General features: G+C 74.0%; 15 protein-coding genes. 3 read left to right on the top strand and 12 right to left on the bottom strand.

Annotated elements, in window-relative coordinates:
• Positions 1 to 23: 23 nt before the first annotated feature.
• The 7 genes from WMF24_RS13050 to WMF24_RS13020 form a co-directional block, all read right to left on the bottom strand.
• The gene (locus WMF24_RS13050) at positions 24 to 677 is read right to left on the bottom strand and encodes a roadblock/LC7 domain-containing protein (protein WP_437736715.1); all 654 of its coding nucleotides are present in this window, start codon (positions 675 to 677) and stop codon (positions 24 to 26) included.
• Positions 674 to 1,537: a peptidylprolyl isomerase gene (locus WMF24_RS13045; RefSeq protein WP_437736714.1), complete on the bottom strand. Its 864-nt coding sequence runs from the start codon at positions 1,535 to 1,537 to the stop codon at positions 674 to 676. The genes WMF24_RS13050 and WMF24_RS13045 overlap by 4 nt, the downstream gene beginning before the upstream one ends.
• 116 nt (positions 1,538 to 1,653) lie before the next feature.
• Positions 1,654 to 1,836 carry a hypothetical protein gene (locus tag WMF24_RS13040; protein ID WP_061614223.1) on the bottom strand — a complete coding sequence of 61 codons (183 nt, stop codon included), beginning with the start codon at positions 1,834 to 1,836 and terminating at the stop codon, positions 1,654 to 1,656.
• 95 nt (positions 1,837 to 1,931) lie between these two features.
• Positions 1,932 to 2,774: a hypothetical protein gene (locus WMF24_RS13035; protein ID WP_437736713.1), complete on the bottom strand. Its 843-nt coding sequence runs from the start codon at positions 2,772 to 2,774 to the stop codon at positions 1,932 to 1,934.
• Positions 2,775 to 2,783: 9 nt separating this feature from the next.
• Positions 2,784 to 3,635: a tRNA 2-thiocytidine(32) synthetase TtcA gene (gene ttcA, locus WMF24_RS13030; RefSeq protein WP_437738800.1), complete on the bottom strand. Its 852-nt coding sequence runs from the start codon at positions 3,633 to 3,635 to the stop codon at positions 2,784 to 2,786.
• 2 nt (positions 3,636 to 3,637) lie between these two features.
• On the bottom strand, positions 3,638 to 5,122 hold the full coding sequence (locus WMF24_RS13025; RefSeq protein ID WP_437736712.1) for a leucyl aminopeptidase: 1,485 nt from the start codon (positions 5,120 to 5,122) through the stop codon (positions 3,638 to 3,640).
• 301 nt (positions 5,123 to 5,423) lie between these two features.
• The gene (locus tag WMF24_RS13020) at positions 5,424 to 6,350 is read right to left on the bottom strand and encodes a class I fructose-bisphosphate aldolase (RefSeq protein WP_437736711.1); all 927 of its coding nucleotides are present in this window, start codon (positions 6,348 to 6,350) and stop codon (positions 5,424 to 5,426) included.
• Positions 6,351 to 6,653: 303 nt separating this feature from the next.
• Here WMF24_RS13020 and fbp point away from each other — a divergent pair, with 303 nt between their 5' ends.
• A complete protein-coding gene (gene fbp / locus WMF24_RS13015; protein ID WP_437736710.1) occupies positions 6,654 to 7,706 on the top strand; it encodes a class 1 fructose-bisphosphatase in 1,053 nt (350 codons plus the stop codon).
• Between the two features lie 58 nt (positions 7,707 to 7,764).
• Here the strand turns inward: fbp and WMF24_RS13010 are convergent, their stop codons facing one another.
• The 3 genes from WMF24_RS13010 to nadC all read right to left on the bottom strand — a co-directional run bounded on the left by WMF24_RS13010 (position 7,765) and on the right by nadC (position 10,204).
• Complete coding sequence (locus tag WMF24_RS13010; protein WP_437736709.1) at positions 7,765 to 8,418, bottom strand: radical SAM protein; 654 nt, start codon at positions 8,416 to 8,418, stop codon at positions 7,765 to 7,767.
• Positions 8,419 to 8,534: 116 nt separating this feature from the next.
• On the bottom strand, positions 8,535 to 9,356 hold the full coding sequence (locus tag WMF24_RS13005) for a biotin--[acetyl-CoA-carboxylase] ligase (protein ID WP_437736708.1): 822 nt from the start codon (positions 9,354 to 9,356) through the stop codon (positions 8,535 to 8,537).
• A complete protein-coding gene (gene nadC, locus WMF24_RS13000; protein WP_437736707.1) occupies positions 9,353 to 10,204 on the bottom strand; it encodes a carboxylating nicotinate-nucleotide diphosphorylase in 852 nt (283 codons plus the stop codon). Before nadC ends, WMF24_RS13005 begins: the two co-directional genes overlap by 4 nt.
• Positions 10,205 to 10,530: 326 nt before the next feature.
• Here nadC and WMF24_RS12995 point away from each other — a divergent pair, with 326 nt between their 5' ends.
• Positions 10,531 to 12,621, top strand: coding sequence for a protein kinase domain-containing protein (locus WMF24_RS12995; protein ID WP_437736706.1), 2,091 nt, complete (start codon positions 10,531 to 10,533; stop codon positions 12,619 to 12,621).
• 365 nt (positions 12,622 to 12,986) lie between these two features.
• On the opposite strand, the gene WMF24_RS12990 is transcribed toward WMF24_RS12995, so the two are convergent.
• Positions 12,987 to 13,553, bottom strand: coding sequence for a hypothetical protein (locus WMF24_RS12990; protein ID WP_437736705.1), 567 nt, complete (start codon positions 13,551 to 13,553; stop codon positions 12,987 to 12,989).
• 147 nt (positions 13,554 to 13,700) lie between these two features.
• Between WMF24_RS12990 and WMF24_RS12985 the strand changes: the two genes are divergently transcribed.
• Positions 13,701 to 13,904: a hypothetical protein gene (locus tag WMF24_RS12985; RefSeq protein WP_434046992.1), complete on the top strand. Its 204-nt coding sequence runs from the start codon at positions 13,701 to 13,703 to the stop codon at positions 13,902 to 13,904.
• A gap of 45 nt (positions 13,905 to 13,949) precedes the next feature.
• Here WMF24_RS12985 and uvrA read toward each other — a convergent pair whose 3' ends face one another.
• Positions 13,950 to 19,301: an excinuclease ABC subunit UvrA gene (gene uvrA / locus WMF24_RS12980; RefSeq protein WP_437736704.1), complete on the bottom strand. Its 5,352-nt coding sequence runs from the start codon at positions 19,299 to 19,301 to the stop codon at positions 13,950 to 13,952.
• Between the last annotated feature and the right edge of the window lie 32 nt (positions 19,302 to 19,333).

Here is a 19,333-nt window from a genome sequence, read left to right as displayed (position 1 = left end):
CGGGCGAGCTCCGCCGCCGGCCTTCAGGTCTCCGGGTGCTCGTCCGCGAACCAGCGGCCCATCCGCTCCCGGATGAGCAGCATCTCCGCCCCGCTGGGCAGCCGGATCCGGAAGCCTTTCTCGCGCGGCCCGAGCCCCACCATCGAGCCCATCACCTCGACGGGCTGCCAGCCCCCGGCGCCGCGAAGACGGGCCGGGCGCCCTCGATCCGAGGCCTCGGTCTCCACATCGACGCAGTACCACCGCGTGGTGCGCGACGTGATCCAGCCGGCCTCGGCGCAGAGCCGCGCGTCGGCCTCCTGCAGCGCGCGATGCGACGCGGCGAACGCCGCCCGCGGGTGCAGCACGATGACCACCGCATAGCCAGGCTGGAGCTGGCGGACGATGTAGCTCTTGCGGTGGGCGCGCACCGTGATCTGGCGCGGCACGCCGAGCGGCGAGGTCGCCACCTCGGACAGCACGATCTGCCAGTGGGCTGCCGTGACCTTCAGATCGAAAGGGTCGAGGCAGCCGGCATAGTCGATGGTCTCGCCCTCGAAATCGACGAGCGCGGCGGCGTGTGCGCCGGGGATGGCGCACAGGAGATCCTCGAGGATGGTCGCGAACGACGACGGCGCCTGGTCACGGGGAAGCGGACTCCGGCTCCGCTTGCGAGCTCCGTTGCGCGGGGTGGTCATGGCTCGATCCGCACGAGCTCCAGCAGCGCGTCGATGCCGCCCACGACCCGCGGCTCGCGCCGCAGCGCCTCGAGGAGCTTCGACTGCGCGGCGCGGGCGCGCTCCGTCACGACCTCGTCGCGCACGAGGGCGCGCCGCTCCTCGACAGCCACCACCTGCGCGGGGATGCGCTCGAGGAGCATGACCACGTGCACCCCGAACGACGACGCGACCGGCGCGCTGAGGTCCCCGCGCGCGGCGAGGGACGCCGCCGCGCGCGCGAAATCGGCGTCGAACTGCTGCGGCTCCAGGGTGAGCGCGCGGCCAGCGGCGGTGACGGGCGGGAGCGGCTGCGCGACGACCTCGAGGCCGTCGGCGGGGACGGCCTTCGCCGCGCTGATGAACGCGTCGGCGGCCGGATCGGAGGGCGGCTGCCGCGCCTCGGCGGGGCGCGGCGGCTCGGAGCGCTGGGCCAGGTCGCGCGCCGACAGCACCGCTTTCCGGATCGCCTCGGCGAGCACCCTCGCCTTCTCGCGCGTGGCCTCGTCGGCATCCGCCGAGAGCCTCACGACAGCGTGCACAGTGCGGTATCCCTCCGGGCGATCGAGATCGAGCCAGTGCCGCTCGGTGGCGGCGCGCAGCTCGTCGTCGGTCACCGGGCCGGCGCCCGCCGCCTCCTCCTTCAGGCGGTGAAGCAGGCGACGCGCGAGCGCCGCGGTGATCTCGCGCTGCACCTCGGGAGCCTGATCGAGGCCCCGAGCCCGCGCCTCCGCGGCGAAGAGCGCGTCGCGGACCGCCGCGTCCCGGGCCTGCGCAGGCGGGATCTGCTGCGCTGCCGCGATGCGCGCCACCGCGTCGACGGGGATGTCGATCGCGCCCACGCGGGCCGCCACGCCGGGCGGCAACGGCGACGCCCCCCGCGCGGACGTCGACAGCGCAGCCCACGCGACGCACGCGCACAGGCAAGCGGAAGCCGCGACGGCTCGACGTCCAGGGCTCACGCGCTCCCCCCGCGGGGGCGAAGGATCTCCGTGGACGCCTTGAGCGAGAGCCCGCCGATCACCAGGAGGTAAATCGCCTTGAAATCCTGGCGATCCCCGAGCGCGTGGACCCCGAAGGCGAAGGAGAACGCGGCGGCGGCGAGGAGCAGGATCGCGAACACGTCGACTGCGCGGGACACGCGCCCGAGTGTAACGCGATTTGGCAGGGAACCGGCGGGGATGCGGGGGACGGTGAGGAAGAGGAGCGGGCCGAGGGCACGGCCGGAGCCGCCGCTCAGCGCAGCATCATCACGACCGCCCCGAGGACGGCGACGACGCTCAGTACCAGCAGCTGGCGGACGGCGCGTTGGGTCAGCCGCCGCGCGCCGGCCGTGTGCCGGCGGCCACGCGCGACCGCGACCCCCGAGGCGGCGGTGATCAGCGCGACGGCGCAGGCGACGGCGACCGCCTGGGCGAGGAGGGCCCGCTCCGGGTCCCGGACGCGCCACGCGAGAACGAGGATCGCCAGGCTCACGAGCGCGCCGAACGCGACGACCGCCGTGGCGAGCGGCGGGAGGTGGGCCCGGGCATGGAGGAGGGGGGCTTCCGGGTCCGGCTCGGGCGGGCGCCGCGCGTCCCACCGATCGCGCCAGGAGAGCGCGAAGATGCCCCAGGCGATCGCGCCGATCGCCGCGCGCACCGGGTCGAGGCGGGCGGGCTGGAGAGAAGGAGACGCGAGCAGCCAGGTCAGCGTGGCGAGCGCCAGGAAGGCAGAGATGCCGAGATGCCGGGCAAGCCGGCGGCGGGAGGCGGCGAGCAGGGGCGCCGCGACGCCGCAGAGGAAGGCGAGCGTGGCGGCGACGCCGGCGGACGCGGGCGCGCCGCGGCCGAAGGCGGCCGGCGCGATCGTGATCATCCACGCGACGATCGCGGCGAGCAGCGCCTGCGGTGCGCGCCCGTCGCCGAGACCCACGTCGAAGCGCGCTGCCCCGGGCTGCGACGCCTCGAGGCCCTCGGAGCTCGACGGGCGCTCGACCCCGCGGACAGGCGCCCCGCCGCGCCCGCCCGCGGCGGACGCGGTCGACTCCGCGTCGCGCGGAGCGCCGATCGAGATCGCACCGGGGGCGTCCGTGCTCATGACCAGCCGCTAGGCCAGGTTCCTCAGCAGGTTGCCAACGGGCAGCACCTCCTGCGCCGGCGGGTCGGCGCGGAGGTCGCCGCTCGCGCCCCCCTCTTCCCGGGCGACCTCGAGCCCGAGCCGCTTCCAGAGGCCCGTGTCGAACAGGTGGCTCGGGCGCACGTTGCCGAGGGCGGCCAGCATGTTCTGCCGCGTTCCGGGGTGACGCGCGTCGAGCTCCGCGAGGAGCCGGCTCACCGCCTTGCGCTGGAGGTTCTCCTGAGACCCGCAGAGGTCGCAGGGGATGATGGGGAAGCGCTCCTCCGCCGCGAACGCGGCGAGCTCGTCCTCGGCGCAGTAGATCAGCGGGCGGATCACGATGTTGTCGCCGTCGTCGGAGACGAGCTTCGGAGGCATCGACTTGAGCTGACCGGCGAAGATCAGGTTCAGCAGCAGCGTCGTCACGGCGTCGTCGCGGTGGTGGCCGAGGGCGATCTTCGAGCAGCCGAGCTCGCGCGCGATGCGGTAGAGGATGCCCCGCCGCAGGCGGGAGCACAGCGAGCAGTAGGTCTTGTTCTCGGGGATCTTCTCGGTGACGATCGAGTAGGTGTCCTCCGAGATCATCCGGAACTCGTGGCCTCCCGCGGCCATGTAGTCGGCCAGGAGGTGTCCGGGGTATCCAGGGTGCCCCTGGTCGATGTTGACGGCGATGACGCTGAACCGGATCGGCGCGCGGCGCGCGAGGTCGACGAGGAGCGCGTGCATCGCGTAGCTGTCCTTGCCCCCCGAGACCGCGCAGAGGATCCGATCGCCGTCGGCGATCATGTCGAAGTCGTTGATGGCGCGGCCCATGGCGCGCGCGAGCTTGCGGCGGAGTTGCACGTTCAACCGGTGAAGCCTTCGATGAGGCGGAGGAAGGTAAGCACGCCGTGGCCCGTCCCGCCCTTGGAGACGATGCCGTAGGGCTTGCTCGCCATCGACGGGCCCGCGATGTCCACGTGGACCCAGGGGACATCGCCGACGAACTCGCGGAGGAACAGGGCCGCGGTGATGGCCCCTCCCCAGCGGTCGGCCGTGTGCTTGATGTCGGCCCAGTCGCTCTTCAGGCCCTCGCGGAGCTCCTCGACCAGCGGCATCTGCCACATCGACTCGCCCGCGGCCTTCGCGGCGCTCCGCACGCGCTCCGCGAGCTCCTCGCGGTTCGTGAAGAAGCCCGACACCGTCGGCCCGAGCGCCACCATGCAGGCGCCCGTGAGGGTCGCGTTGTCGACGATGAGGTCCGGCTTCAGCGCGCGCGCATAGGCCAGGCAGTCCGCGAGGACGAGGCGCCCCTCGGCGTCGGTGTTGATGATCTCCACCGTCCTGCCGTCCAGGGAGCCGAAGATGTCTCCGGGCCGGTACGCCGCGCCGTCGGGCATGTTCTCTGCAGAGCCGATGATGCCGTGCACCTCGACGTTCGGCTTGATTGCCGCGACGGCGGTCATCAGGCCGATCACGTTCGCGGCCCCACCCATGTCCCCCTTCATCTCTTCCATGCCGGGCGCCGGCTTGATGCAGAGACCGCCGCTGTCGAAGGTCAGCCCCTTGCCCACGAAGGCGAGCTTCCCCTTCGGCTTCCCGGGAGGAGCGTAGACCATGTGGATCATGCGGGGCTCGCGCGCGCTCCCCTGCCCCACGGCCATGATGAGCTTCATGCCCCGCTTGTTCAGCGCGGCCTTGTCGAACACCGTCACCTTGAGCCCGTGCTGCTTGCCGGCCTCGGCGGCGACGCGCGCCAGCGCCTCGGGGTAGAGCTCGTTGGGCGGCTCGTTGACGAGATCGCGCGCGGCGCAGATCGCCTCGCCGACCTGCTGGCCGAGCGCGACAGCGTCGCGCGCCGCCTTGCCCGGCTTGCCCTCGACGATCACGGTGCCGCGCGAGAGCGCGACCTTGGGCACGCGATCGCCCGTGAAGTAGCGGGTGAACCGGTAGGACCCGAGCACGAGGCCCTCCGCGGCGGCCCGCTCCGCGCGCTCGACGCCGGGCGGCACCGCGACGGCGACGCTCTCGGCGCGCACGCCGTTCGCGAAGCGCGCGCCCTTCGCCGCGAGCACCCGACAATCGACGTCGGTGGGCTTGCTCGACCCGAGGCCGAGGAGCAGCACGCGGCCCGGCTTCAGCGCGCCGTGCGTGGCGAAGTCGATGCTCTGATCCTTCTTCCCCGTGAAGTCGTCCCGCTTGACCTGATGGGCCACGGACTGGCCCAGGGCCTCCACGAGCCTCGCGAGCACGCCCTCGCCCGTCGAAGCGCCTTCGGGCACGCCGATGACGACGACGTCGACGGCGGTGCTCAGCGGGTCTGACGAGGCGAGATTCACTTTGATCGGCATGCGGTCTCCTGAGCCCGGACGTGGAGGGTCTCCAGCGCGGCATCTAATCACGAAGGGCTAACCCCGTCGACGTGGACGATGCCCGCAAGCGATCGGCCCGGGGCGCGACCGGGAGAGCGCTCTCCGTGGGCGGACGGCCCGGCGTGCGGCGCCGCGGGGGGCCCGCTCAGGCCTCGTGTTCGGCGAGGGCTGGCCAGGCCGGGGCCCCGGGGCTCGACGACGCCATGCGGCGGAGCGCCGCGGCGATAGGGCCGGACCGGGGCGCCCGCCGCCCCCGGGCCCCGAGCGCCGGGTCGAGGCGTCAGCGCGCGGACCTGTAGATCTGGATCACGTCGGCGAGGAGCTTCAGCGCCTCGGCGCGAGGGCGCTGGAACGCGTTGCGCCCCATGATCGAGCCGAAGGAGCCGCCCGCGGCCATCTCGCGCACGTCCGCGAGCACCGCCTCGGTCGACCTCGACTCTCCGCCGGAGAAGATCACCACCCGCTTGCCGTTGAAGGTCGCCTGCACCACGTGGCGGGTCCGCTCGGCGAGCGTCTGGATCGGGATTCCGTACTTCTCGTACATCTTCTTCGCCTCCTCCTGCTCGACATGGGCGGTCGGCGGCTTGACCTTGATGATGTGCGCGCCGAGCTGAGCCGCGATCGTCGCGGCATAGGCGCAGACGTCGACGGCCGTCTCGCCCTGCTTGGACAGCCCGGCGCCTCGCGGGTAGCTCCAGACGACGACGACAAGGCCTTTGCGCCGGGCCTCGAGGGTTATCTCGCGAAGGTCCTCGTACATCCGGTTCCTCGCGCCGGATCCGGGGTAGATCGTGTAACCGACGCCGACGCAGCCCAGGCGGAGCGCGTCCTCCACCGAGCCGGTGACCGCCGAGATCGGCTGCTCCACCTTCGCCAGCGTGTCGCTGTTGTTGAGCTTCAGGATCAGCGGCACCTGCCCCGCGAACCTCGCCGCGCCCGCCTCCAGCGACCCGAGCGGCGCCGCGTAAGCGCTGCACCCGGCGTCGATGGCGAGCTGAAAGTGGTAGTCGGGATCATAGGCCTCGGGGTTCGGAGCGAACGATCGCACCGGACCGTGCTCGAAGCCCTGATCCACGGGCAGGATCACCAGCTTGCCCGTCCCCGCGAGCGCGCCGTGGTTGAGCACCCGGACGAGGTTCGTCAGCGTGCCGGGGTTCTCGGAGGCATACCAGGAGAGGATCTGCTCCACACGGGTCGTGAGCGCCATGAATCACTCCGTCGATGGGGTTGCAGCGCGGGATCGCACGGCCGCCGGGAGCGTGAACCCGCCCTGCTGATCCCGCGCAGCAGCGCAGACAGGCGGGCGGGCTCGGAGCGACTCGTCAGGAGCTGGACGAACGTGTCCAGCCGAACGCCCCCGGAGCGCCGCGCCCGTGTGGATGTTGTGCAGCGCCATGGGATACGCAATTCTCGACGTCGCGCCGGTCGGCTCTCGGGGGGCAGCGGCAGCCGTCGCGGGCGCACGCAGGCGACGGGGCGGCGACGTCCTGGCCAACAACGCGGAGGGATCATGTCGCTCTCATCGGACCAACGGAACCTGAGCTGGACGCCGCCGGAGGCCCCGTCGCGCATCGGGATCACGCTCGAGACGTACATCCTCGAGGGAATGCTCGGGTTCCCCGCGGCGACGGGGGCGTTCACCTCGCTGCTGAACCAGATCGGCCTGGCGGCGAAGCTCGTCACGTCGAAGGTCCGGCGGGCCGGCCTCGCCAACGTCCTCGGGTACACGGGGCAGACCAACGTGCAGGGCGAGATCGTCCAGAAGCTCGACGAGGTCGCCAACGAGACCCTGCTCAGCGTGCTCGGCAGGCGCGGGCACTGCGCGGCCGTGGTCAGCGAGGAGCTCGGCGAGATGAGGCTCCTCTCCACGGACCCGCGCGCCAAGTACATCGTCGTCGTGGACCCGCTCGACGGCTCGTCGAACATCGACGTGAACATCTCGATCGGCACGATCTTCGGCGTGCTCCGCAAGAGCGACGCCAAGATGGGCGCCGATCCCTCGGACTTCCTGCGCCCCGGCCGCGACCTTCTCGCGGCCGGCTACGTGCTCTACGGGTCGTCCACGCTGCTCGTCCTCACGACCGGCCTCGGCGGCGTCCACGGGTTCACGTACGACCCGACCGTGGGTGAATTTTTCCTCTCCCACGAGAACATCCGCATCCCGGAGCGCGGCTCGACGTACTCCATCAACGAGGGCCACAGCGCGCGGTGGCCCGAGGAGGTGCGGCGCTGGAACGCGTGGATCAAGGAAGACAACAAGCACGAGGGGCGGCCCTACGGCGCGCGGTACGTGGGATCGCTCGTCGCGGACGCGCACAGGACGCTCCTCAAGGGCGGCATCTTCGCCTACCCCGCCGAGCGCGGCGGGCAGGGCAAGCTGCGGCTGCTCTACGAGGCGAACCCGTTCTCGTTCATCTTCGAGGCGGCCGGCGGCAAGGCGAGCACCGGGTCCCAGCGCATCCTCGACAGGGTCCCGAGCTCGCTCCACGAGCGCGTGCCGCTCGTCCTCGGCTCGCCGCGCGACGTCGAGGACTTCGAGCAGTTCCTGCGCGGCGAGCGCTGAGGCGGCGCGAGCGCGGCGCCCGCACCCGCGACACGCCGCGGAGAGGGCGCCGCGCCGATCAGACCCCCTGCGCGTCGGCGCCCCAGATCACCTTGTGGAGCTGGATCTGGACCCGGACGCGGAGGCCGTCGTCGAGCACCCACTGGACGAGCTCTCTCGGCGCGAGCTTGCCCCAGACGCACGAGGCGAGCAGCGTCACGCCGCGCGCGTCGAGGCCCCGCTCGCGGATCGTGCCCCGCATCCACTCGTAGTCCGCCCGGTCGGCCAGCACGAACTTGATCTCGTCGCGCGGCGTGAGGTGGTCCAGGTTCGACCAGCGGTTCCTGTGGGATTCCCCGGAGCCGGGCGCCTTCAGGTCCATGATCTTGTGCACCCGCGGATCGACGCGCGACACGTCGGCCTCGCCGCTCGTCTCGACGAGCACCGTGCGGCCCGCGTCGCAGAGCTCCGCGAGGAGCGGGAACGCCCCGGGCTGCAGGAGCGGCTCTCCGCCCGTGAGCTCGACGAGCGGCGTGCCGAAGGACAGCGCGCGCTCGAGGACATCGCCGCGGCGGATCCGGTTGCCGCCGTAGAACGCCTGCGTCGTGTCGCACCAGGCGCAGCGCAGGTTGCACCCGGTGAGGCGGATGAACGTGCACGGCAGCCCGGCGAACGTCGATTCGCCCTGCACGCTGGCGTAGATTTCATGGACGACGAGGGTGTCTGCTTTCAAGGAAGCGGCGCCTCCGAGGAGCCCGGTCGGCCCGGCCAGCTCCACGCCGCCGGCGACCCGCGATGGGCCGCAAGCTTTGGACGCGCGGCGCGCGCAACGCAAGCGGCGCGAGGCGCTCAGCCGGAGGCGACGCTGACCTCGCCCGCCGCCACCGACCGGAGGACACCGTCCCCGCCGCGGACAAGGAGGTGCCCCTCCGCGTCGATCCCCGCCGCGACGCCGGACACGCCGGCCACCTCGACGCGGCGGTCGCGCAGCCAGTCCAGCCGGGCGAGATCCTCGGCGAAGGGGGCGAGCCGCCCGGCCTCGAACCTCGCCGCCGCGTCGCCGAGCGCCTGGAGCAGCTCCGCCGCGAGGACCTCGCGCGGTACGTCGTCGACCCCGAGCATCGCGAGCGACGTGGCGCGCGTCGAGAGATCCGGCGGGAAGCGCGACGTGTGGACGTTCAGCCCGACGCCGATGATCACGCTGCTCACCGCGTCGCCGCGGAGCTGGGCCTCGACGAGGATCCCCGCCAGCTTGCGGCCCCCGACCAGGACGTCGTTCGGCCACTTGAGGCGCACGTCGGCCACAGCGCCGCCGCCGGGCGCGCCGAGGCGCGCCGAGGAGGCGAGCCGCCGCTCGACGACGGAGGCCACGGCGAGGCCCACCACGAGAGCGATCGGCGCGACGCTGGTCGCCGGCAGGCGGGGGCGCAGCACCACCGACAGGTAGAGGTTCTCCCCGGGGGGAGAGTGCCAGGAGCGCCCGCCGCGCCCGCGCCCCTTGGTCTGCGCGTCGGCGAGGAACGCGGCCCCGTGCGGCGCGCCGGCGGCGGCCGCGCTCCGGGCATCGTCGTTCGTCGACGCGGTCTCCGCCGCCACGGCGAGCGGCCGCCCGAGCGACGCGCCGAGGCGCGAGAGCTCGCGCTCGATGACCCGCGCGTCGAGCGGCCTCACAGCGAGAGATCCAGCGCGATGTCGGCCGAGCGGGCCGAGTGCGTCAGCGCCCCGACGCTGATGACGTCGATGCCCGCCGCCGCGAGCTCGGGGATGCGCTCCAGGGTGATACCGCCGGAGACCTCCAGGAGGGGCCGGCCGTGCTGCGACGACCGCGCGCGCGCGGAGGCGGTCTTGACGTCGGCCAGCGTGAAGTTGTCGAGCATGATGATGTCCGCGCCCGCGGCCAGCGCCTCGTCGAGCTCCTGGAGCGAGGCGACCTCGACCTCGACCTTCGTCGTGTGCGGGGCGCGCGCCCGCGCGCGGGCGATCGCCGTCGTGATGCCGCCCGCCGCGATGATGTGGTTGTCCTTGATCATCACGGCGCTCCCGAGGTTGTCGCGGTGGTTGTGCGCGCCGCCGACGCGCACGGCGTAGCGCTCCAGGGCGCGGAGGCCGGGCGTCGTCTTGCGGGTGTCCGTGATGCGCACGCCGGACCCGGCCGGGACCGCCGCGGCGTAGCGGCGCGCCTCCGAGGCGACGCCGCTCATCCGCTGCGCGAAGTTGAGCGCGGTGCGCTCCCCGCAGAGCAGCGTGCGCGCCGCGCCGCGCACCGTCCAGAGCACGGCGCCGGTGTCGACCGCGGTGCCGTCCTGGACGAGCACCTCGCCCTCCACCGCCGGGTCCAGGCGCTGGAAGACGCGGAGGAACACGGCCCCCCCGCACGCGACGAGCGGCTTGCGCGCGACCGCCTTCGCGGTCGCGCGCGCGGAGGCCTCGACGCAGGCCTCGGTGGTGAGATCGCCCCCCGCGAGATCTTCTTCCAGAGCGCGATCGATCAAGGCATCGAGCAACGGCGCAGCCAGCACAGGCATCTCCCTCGGCGCCGCACCCCGCGGCGCCCCCAGGTATACCCGCTCCCACGCGCGCGCATCAGCGCCGTCGCGCCACCCGGGCCCAGCATAACGCAACGCGTCACATCGAACCCCGGGCGCAGTACGGCGGCCTGGGCGGCGTGGCTGCCCTGGACGGGGCCCGGACGGATCGAATGGGGCTTGCGTCGCCGAAAAAACGGTGCCGATCGCGATCATCGCGACCCTGTGTCGCACAAATGGGGCTGACGTTCGTCTACCAGCCTGTGAGACTCTCCGAGCAACTCCAGCGCCCTCAGCGCCAGCGCCCTCAACGGAGATCGATGCGTCCGCAGGCAGGCCAGGTCATCCACAACAAGTACCGACTCGTGCGCCTCATCGGCGACGGCGGCATGGGGAGCGTCTACGAAGCCCGCCACGAGGTGCTGGGGACGACGGTCGCCCTCAAGTTTCTGCACCCCGAGCTGTCGCGCCGCTCCGGCCTCGTGCAGCGCTTCCTGCAGGAGGCGCGCGTCTCGGCGCAGATCCAGAGCGCGCACGTGGTCCGGGTCGTCGACGTCGACCAGACGGCCAACGGCCTGGCCTTCATCGTGATGGAGTACCTGGAGGGGAAGACGCTCCAGACCCTGTACGAGGAGCTCTACCGGGCGGGCGTCCGGCTCGCGTACGCCGACGCGCTCGAGTACGCGATGCAGATGCTCGAGGGCGTCGAGGCCGCCCACCGCGCGGGCGTCGTCCACCGCGACCTCAAGCCGGACAACGTCATCATCATGAGGACGGCCAAGGGGGAGCCGCTCATCAAGCTGCTCGACTTCGGCATCGCCAAGCTGAAGGTCACGGGGGAGCTCGATCGCGGGCTCACGCGCCCGGGCGTGATCATGGGCACGCCCGAGTACATGGCCCCCGAGCAGGCGTACTCGGCGGACTCCGTCGACGCGCGCGCGGACATCTTCTCGCTGGGCGTCATCGTCTTCGAGATGCTGGCCGGCCGCCGCCCGGTCGGCGGCGACGAGCCCCAGCAGATCGCGGGCGCCTACCTGTCGGGCCAGATCTCGCGGCTCTCGGACCTCGCGCCCGAGATCTCGCCGGCGCTCTGCGCCGCCGTGCACCGCGCGATGGCGGCCTCGCCGCCCGATCGGTTCGCGACGACCGCCGAGTTCCGCAGCGCCCTCGAGCCGTTCGCCCGGGCCGCCCGCGCGCCGTCGGCGCTCACCCCTTCGCCCTCCGAGGTCAGCCTGGCGCGGTCGTCCGCGTCCGCCCTGCCGGCAGCCCTCGCGGCGCCCGCGATGGCCTCGCCGTCCGCGCTGGCGCCCGCCACGAACCCGATGGGCGACGGCCGCATCAGCGCCGTCCCCAAGACGATACCGCCGGAGGACGACGGCGCGCAGCGCGCCGCGAGCGGCCCCCCGGGGACGCCCGGGGCCTCGACCCCGATGGGGGGCTTCGCCGCGGACGCCCGGGGCCCGTCCGCGTCGGCCCCGGCGTTCACGCCGAGGCCGGAGCCGTCGTCGGGCCCGTACTTCGCGCAGGGCGGCTATCCTCCGGTCGGGCAGCCGGCGACGGTGAGCGCCGCGCCGTACATGCCGCCGCACGGCATGCCCGGCGTGCCGGCGACGAGCCACGAGCCCGGGCCGTTCGACGTGGCGCCGCGCCCGGGCGGGACGGCGGTCGGGAACGCGCCTCCTTTCATGGGCCGGGGCTCGGCGGTCGCCGCGGGCGCCTTCAACGGCGGGCCGGCGCCGGGCTACGGGAGCCCCTACGGCGGCGCTCCGCAGGGGTATGTCCCCGGGACGGCGCCGATGGAGCCGCTGCCCGGGGCCGCGCACGGAGGGCCGGCGCACCGAGCGCAGCAGCCGCGGCGCGGGACGTCGCTGTTCACCATCTTCCTCGTCGCCACGGGGATCACCGGCGCCGTCGTGGGCGGTCTGTACATCGCCAACGAGGTCAACCGCGGGAGGCAGGCGGAGGCGCCGCCGACCCTGCCGACGCTCCAGCCGGCGATCACCGTCCCGTCGGATCCCGGTCCCGCCGTCACGACGCCGCCCGCCACGACGCCGCCCGCGGTGACGTCGCCCTCGGTCGAGCCGCCGCCGGTCGTCGCGAAGCCTCAGCCGAAGCCGCCGTCGACCTCGAAGCCCCCGACGACGCCGACGACGCCGAGCGCGACGGGGACGCAGCCAGCGCCGCCGACGCGCCCCAGCGGGACGGCGATCATCCCCTCGCTGCCGCCGCTCGTCATCCCGTCGACGTTCCCGTTCCCGTTCCCTGCGCCGACCAGCGCACAGCCTCCGACCGGGCCCCAGCAGCCCACCACGACGCCGAACCCGCCGACGACGAGCCCGCCGTCGACGAGCCCGCCCACCACGCCGTCCAGCCCGCCTCGGCGACGCGTGATCATCGTGCCCAACAACTGACTCGCCCGGAGCGCACGGAACAACCGACTCGCCCGGAGCGCGCGGTAGGATGCGATCCCGATGAGCAACCAGAATAGCGGTCCCCCGCCCGGATGGCCTGCGCCCCCGAGCGGCATGTACGGCCCTGGCAAGACCGTGCCCGGCGAGCCTCCGCTCGCAGGGCCCAACTCGCCTCAGGGCACCTTCCCCGTGCCGCCCGGCGCCGCGCCGCAGGGGCCAGGAGCGGCTGGCGCAGGCGTCCCACGGACGATCGTCGAAGGCGGGAGCAATACCGCACCGCCGTTCGGCGCGGGGCCGGCGGGCGGCCCCGGACCGTACGGACCTGGAGCAACGGCGACGTACGACCCCCCCGGAGCCGGGGGCGCCTACGGGCAGCCGGCCCAGCCCCCCGGCGGCCCGTACGGCGGACCCCCGTTCGGCGCACCGGGTGCAGCCGGCGCGCCGGGGTACCACGCGGGCGGCGCTCCCCAGATGCCAGGCGGCCCCCCGATGTACCCGGTCCCGGCGCGGCCTCGTCCCAGGAGCTCCGGCCTGCCGCTCGCGCTGATCGGGCTCGGCGCGTTCGTCGTCTTCGGTGGCGGCGCGATGGCCTTCTTCATGATGCGCAGCAGCTCGTCCGACGACGCCGCGCTGCCCGCGGTCGAGGTGCCCCCGCCGGCCCCCGTGTCGGTCGCCGGCGACGCGCCGCCGCCCCCGCCCGCGACCACCACGCCCGAGCCGCCCCCGCCGGAGCCGGTCCCCGTGGCGGCCCCGAAGCCGCAGCCGAAACCACAACCGAAGCCGACGCCGACGACGCCCAGCGCGGGCGCCACGACAACGCCGCCGGCGACCACGCCCACCGCGACGACAACGCCGCCAACCCAGACGACGCCGTCCGCGACGACCCCCACCCCCACGCCCTCTACGTCCTCGTCAGGCCGGCGGAGGATCATCCTTCCAGGCAGGAACTGACAGGAACGGACGGGAACGGCGCGGAGCGGAGCGGCGCTGCCCGCCACGCCGGCGACCGCGGCGCGGGCGATCCGGCGCCCTCCTGAGCCCGCTTGACATGGCGGTCGGGGTGATCAGGTTCCGATGCCATGAGCAAATCCGGGATCGCCGCAGTCCTCTCGTTCCTCGTTCCTGGCGTTGGGCAGCTCTACAACGGCGCGTTTCTGCGCTGCATCTTCTGGCTGATCGTCACGCCGGGCCTGTGGATCGGCACGGGCGGCTGGCTCGGCTGGATCTGCCACCTGATCTCCGCGTACACCGCGTACCAGTACGCGAAGCGCTCCGAGGCCTGATCGTACCCTCGAGGCGAGCGCGCCCCCGGTGGCTGGCGCGCTCGCTCATGTCGCCTTCGCGAAGATCCTCTTCAGCACCTCGCCCGTCGCCGTCGGCTGACGCGCCAGCTCGCGCGGGGTACCCTCCGCCACGATACGCCCCCCTCCCGCGCCGCCCTCCGGGCCCATCTCCACCACGTGATCCGCGCACGCGATGACCGCGGGGTGGTGCTCGATGATCACCAGCGTGTCGCCGCGCTCGACGAGGCGATCGAGCACGCGGACAAGGCGCGTCACGTCCGCCAGGTGCAGGCCGGTCGTGGGCTCGTCGAGCACGTAGAGCGTGGGCTTGGGGCGCGCGCCGGCCGTCAGCTCCGCCGCGAGCTTGAGCCGCTGGGCCTCGCCGCCCGAGAGCGTGTGCGAGCCCTGGCCGATGTGGAGGTAGCCCACGCCGAGATCGCACATCGTCGCGAGCGGCGCGCGGATGCGCGGGTGCGCCGCGAAGACCTCGACGGCCTCCTCGGCGGTGAGGTCCAGGACCTCGCCGACGGAGAGGCCCAGGTAGCGCACGTCGAGCGTCGCCGGCTCGAAGCGCGCGCCGCCGCACGCCTCGCAGGGCGTCGTCACGTCGGGCAAGAACGACATCTCGTGCGCGATGACGCCCTGGCCCTCGCACGCGGGGCACCGCCCGCCCGAGGCCGTGTTGAAGGAGAAGCGCGCCGGGCCGTAGCCGCGCACCTGCGCGTCGGGGCACGCGGCGTAGAGCTTGCGGACCTCGTCCCAGACGCCGAGGAACGTCGCCGGGACAGAGCGCGGCGTCCGGCCGATCGGCGACTGGTCGACGGCCACCGCCCGCAGGATGCTCTTCGGCAGCTTCAGCGCCTTGTGCGGGCCCGGCTCGGGCGCCTCGAGCTTCAGCGCGCGGCGCGCGGCGGGGTAGAGCACCTTCTGGATCAGCGTGCTCTTCCCCGAGCCGGAGACGCCGGCGACGACCGTCATGCGGCCAGCGGGGATCCGGAGGGCGTCGCCCTGGAGGTTGTGCGCGCGCGCGCCGAGGAGCTCGATGTGCTCGCGCGACGGAGGGCGCGCCGGGCGCGCGCTGAGCAGGGCGTCCTCGCCGGCGAGCGCGCGGGCGGTCGGCGAGTCGGGGTTCGCGAGCACCTCGCGCGACGCGCCCGCCGCGACGATCCTGCCGCCCTTGCGGCCGCCCGAGGGGCCGAGGTCGATCAGGTGATCCGCGGCGCGGATCGTGTCGGCGTCGTGCTCCACCATGAGCACGGTGCTCCCCATGTCCGCGAGCCGCCGCAGGTTGCCGAGCAGGCGATCCGTGTCGCGCGGGTGCAGGCCGATGGTCGGCTCGTCGAGCACGTAGAGCGCGCCGGTGAGCCCGCTGCCGAGCTGCGCCGCGAGCCGCAGCCGCTGCATCTCGCCGCCCGAGAGCGTCGACGCGCGCCGGTCGAGCGTCAGGTAGCCGAGGCCCACCTCGCAGACGAAGTCGAGCCGGCGGCAGAGCTCCCTGTGCGGGGCCTCGGCGATCAGCGCGCGGTCGCCCGTGAAGCGCAGCCCCCTCGCCCACGCGGCCGCCGCGGCGACCGACCGGCCCGACGCCTGGTGGTACCGCTCGCCGGCGAGCCGGACGGCGCGCGGGATCGGCGCGAGGCGCGAGCCGCCGCAGGCCTCGCACGGATCGGGCGTCGCGAGCGCGTCGTCGTCGAAGTCCGAGGCGCCCGTCCCCTCGCACGCCTCGCAGCGGCCCTGCTTCGTGTTGAACGAGAACCAGCGGGGATCGAGCTCCGGGACGCCGCCGCCGCAGCGCGGGCAGGTGCGCGTCGTGGAGAGGAGCTGCTCGCCGCCGCGGCCGCCCGCGAGCTTCACCGCCCCACGCCCGAACGCGAGGGCGCGATCGAAGAGCGCGCGATCGAGCCCGTCCATGCGCCCCTCGTACATCACGAGGTCGATCGAGTGCTCGCGGCGCTTGTCGAGGCGGGGCGGGCTGTCGGTCGCGCACGGCTCGCCGTCGGCGAGCGCGCGGGTGATGCCGGCGCGGGCGGCGGCGGTGAACACGTCGAGGTACGTGCCCTTGCGCGCCACGACGGCGGGGGCGAGGAGCGTCCGCGCGCCGCGCGTCGAGAGCAGCGCGCGGTAGACCTCGTCGGGCGAGCGCGCCTCGATGGGGACGTCGCAGTCCGGGCAGCGCGCCTCGCCGACCTTGGCGTAGAGCAGCCGCAGGTAGTGGGCGATCTCGGTCACGGTCGCGACGGTCGAGTTGGCGCCCGAGCGCGTCGTGCGCTGCTCGAGCGCGATCGACGGGGGCACGCCGGTCACGCGGTCGACGTCGGGCCGCGGCAGCGTGGGGAGGAACTGGCGCGCGTAGGGGGTCAGCGTCTCGAGGAAGCGCCGCTGGCCCTCGGCGAAGACGACGTCGAAGGCGAGCGTGCTCTTGCCGGAGCCGCTCGGGCCGGTGACGACGACGATCTGGCCGTGCGGGATCACGGTCGAGACCTCGGCGAGGTTGTGCTCGCGCGCGCCCTCCACCTCGATGCGCCCCGGGTCCAGCGGCGCGCGCGCGGCGCCGTTGCCGCCGCGCTTGCCGGGCTTCGGGGCGGAGGTCGCCGCGGCCGCCGCGGCGCGGCGCGGCCGCCGCGCCGCGCCCTCGCCCCGCTGCGCGAACCAGCCGGCGAGCGAGCTGCCGGTCCGCGACGCCGTCCTGGCGACCGCCTCCGGCGTCCCCTCGGCGACGACGCGCCCGCCCTCGCTGCCGGCGCCCGGGCCGAGGTCGATGACCCAGTCGGCCGCGGCGATGACGTCGAGGTCGTGATCGACGACGATCGCCGAGGCGCCCTCGGTCACGAGCACGGAGAGGGCGGCGTTGAGGTGCTTCACCTCCTCCGGGTGAAGGCCGGCGCTCGGCTCGTCGAGCACGAAGAGCGCGCCAGCGCACGGCTCGCCGAGCGCGCGCGCGATCTTGAGCCGCTGCGCCTCGCCGCCCGAGAGCGTCGAGAGCGGCTGGCCGAGCGTGAGGTAGCCGAGCCCGAGCTGCTTGAGCGGCGCGAGCGCCCGCCGCACCGAGGGCTCCCGCGCGAAGGCGTCGAACGCCTCGTCGATCGAGAGATCGAGCACGTCGGCGACCGAGCGGCCGTCGAGCTTCACCTCGAGCACCTCGTCGCGGAACCGCTTGCCCTTGCAGGTGGGGCACGTCAGCGACACGTCCGCCAAAAACTGCATCTCGATCGTCTCGCTCCCCTCGCCCGAGCACGCCTCGCAGCGCCCGAGCGCGACGTTGAACGAGAAGTGGCCGGGCCCGAGGTCCCGGGCCGCCGCCTCCGGCTGCTCGGCGAAGAGCGCGCGGATGCGGTTCCACGCGCCGGTGTAGGTCGCGGGGTTGCCCCGCGAGGTGCGCCCGAGGGGCGCCTGATCGACGAGCGTGATCGTGCGGATGTCGGCCGTGCCCTCGATGCGCCGGTACAGGCCGGGCGCCTCGACGTCCTTGTAGCCGCGCGCCCGCGCGACATGCCGGTAGAGAACGTCGTTCACCAGCGTGCTCTTGCCCGAGCCGCTCGGCCCCGTGATCGCGGTGACGACGCCGAGCGGGATGTCGACCGTGACGTCGCGGAGGTTGTTCTCGCGGGCGCCGTGGATCGTGATCTTCCCGGTCGGCGCGCGGCGCTCCGCGGGCGCCGCGGGCAGCGGGCCGCGCGCGGCGAGCCCCTCGGGCGGGCCGTCGAACGTGACGCGGCCGCCCTGCTTGCCGGCGCCGGGGCCGAGCTCGACGACGCGGTCGCTCGCGCGGATGACGAGGGGCTCGTGCTCGATGACGAGCACGGCGTTGCCGCGGTCGGCGAGCTCGCGCATGGCGGCGACGAGCGGCGGGATGTCCGTCGGGTGCAGGCCGACGGTCGGCTCGTCGAGCACGAAGAGCGCGCCCGTCAGCGAGGTGCCGAGCGCCGCGGTGAGCGCGACGCGCTGCGCCTCGCCGCCCGAGAGCGTGCGCGCCTGGCGAGAGAGCGAGAGGTAGCCGAGCCCGACCCGCTCGAGGTAGCCGAGGCGCGCGATGAGCTCGCGCCGCGCCATCTCGCCCTGGCCCGTCTGGGGGCGCTCGGCCTCGAGCCGCGCGCGGGCGTCGCGGAGCTCGAGCTCGTGCCAGGCGGCGAGGTCGAGGCCGCCGACGCGGTAGAGGAGCGACTCGGGGGAGAGCCGCTTGCCGTCGCACGCGCCGCAGACGTCGTAGGTGCGGTAGCGCGCGAGCAGCACGCGGACGTGCATCTTGTAGGTGCGCGTCTCGAGCCACCGGAACCAGGCCTTGACGCCGGGGTACTTCCCCTGGCTCCACGTGCCCTCGCCCTCGAGCACGAGCGCGCGCTGCGCCTCGGAGAGCTCGCGCCACGGCCGGTCGGTGCGGATGCCGTTCCGGTCGCAGAACGCGCGGAGCACCTTTCGCTCCCACGTCGTGGAGCGGCCATTCCAGGGGCGGATCGCGCCGCCCGCGATCGACTTCGACGGGTCCGGGATCACCTTGTCGTAGTCGATGCCGAGGGTGCGGCCGAAGCCGCGGCACGAGGTGCACGCGCCGGTCGGGGACTGGTACGAGAACAGCCCGGGGCGCGGCGGATCGAAGGCGCGCGCGCACGAGGGACAGGCGAGCCCGCGCACGAGCCGGAGCCGCGTCGATCCCGCGCCGTTGCCGTCGGGCTCCTCGCGCTTCTTGTGCAGGTGGAGCGACGCGTCGCCGCCGCCGCCCTTCCACGCCTCCTCGATGGCGGCGCCCAGGCGCCGGCGCTCCCGGGGGGCGACGCGGACGCGGTCGACGATGACCTCGACCTTGTCCGTGCCGCTCAGCGCCTCGGAGGGCGCCACGGTGTCGAGATCGCGCGCCTCCCCGCGGACGAGCAGGCGCCGGTAGCCGGAGGCGAGGAGCGACTCGCGCACGTCGAGGAAGCGCTCGGCGCCCGCCACGGGGATCGGGTACGTGACGAGCGCGGTCGCCCCCTCGTGCGCGCTCGCGGCGAGGTCGGCCGCGCGCGCGGGGTCGGTCCGCGCGGCGGGCACGCCGCAGGAAGGGCAGACGGGCACCGCCTCGCGCGCGAAGAGCGCGCAGAAGTACGGCTCGAGGTCCGCCATGGTGGCGACGGTCGACCGCGAGCTCTTGACCGGCGCGCGGCGATCGACGGCGACGCCGGCCGCCACGGGCTCGAGCGCGTCGATCGGCGGCCGCTCGAGCCGCTCGAGGAACTGGCGGGCATACGGGCTGAAGCTCTCGACGAACCGGCGTTGTCCCTCGGAGTAGAGCGTGTCGAGCGCGAGCGAGGATTTCCCGGCGCCGGACACGCCGGCGATGGCCACGAGCTCGCCGGGCCGGAAATCGAGGTCGATGCCCTGGAGATTGTGCGTGCGGGCGCCGCGGAGACAGATCGATTGCATAGAGGCGCGGAAGGGTGCCCCGCGGGGATGGC

The organism is Sorangium sp. So ce1335 (assembly GCF_051521615.1).
In the GTDB taxonomy this organism is placed as follows: domain Bacteria; phylum Myxococcota_A; class Polyangia; order Polyangiales; family Polyangiaceae; genus Sorangium.
The sequence above is the reverse complement of the archived record's forward strand: the minus strand, read 5'-3'. Positions and strand labels throughout refer to the sequence as shown.

What these genes read in the sequence shown, in the direction of transcription:
- WMF24_RS12995 (WP_437736706.1), top strand. Translation starts at nt 10,531, where the DNA reads ATGCGTCCGCAGGCAGGCCAGGTCATCCACAACAAGTACCGACTCGTG.
- fbp (WP_437736710.1), top strand. Translation starts at nt 6,654, where the DNA reads ATGTCGCTCTCATCGGACCAACGGAACCTGAGCTGGACGCCGCCGGAG.
- WMF24_RS13035 (WP_437736713.1), bottom strand. Translation starts at nt 2,774, where the DNA reads ATGAGCACGGACGCCCCCGGTGCGATCTCGATCGGCGCTCCGCGCGAC.
- uvrA (WP_437736704.1), bottom strand. Translation starts at nt 19,301, where the DNA reads ATGCAATCGATCTGTCTCCGCGGCGCCCGCACGCACAATCTCCAGGGC.
- WMF24_RS12985 (WP_434046992.1), top strand. Translation starts at nt 13,701, where the DNA reads ATGAGCAAATCCGGGATCGCCGCAGTCCTCTCGTTCCTCGTTCCTGGC.
- WMF24_RS12990 (WP_437736705.1), bottom strand. Translation starts at nt 13,553, where the DNA reads ATGATCCTCCGCCGGCCTGACGAGGACGTAGAGGGCGTGGGGGTGGGG.
- WMF24_RS13050 (WP_437736715.1), bottom strand. Translation starts at nt 677, where the DNA reads ATGACCACCCCGCGCAACGGAGCTCGCAAGCGGAGCCGGAGTCCGCTT.
- WMF24_RS13025 (WP_437736712.1), bottom strand. Translation starts at nt 5,122, where the DNA reads ATGCCGATCAAAGTGAATCTCGCCTCGTCAGACCCGCTGAGCACCGCC.
- WMF24_RS13020 (WP_437736711.1), bottom strand. Translation starts at nt 6,350, where the DNA reads ATGGCGCTCACGACCCGTGTGGAGCAGATCCTCTCCTGGTATGCCTCC.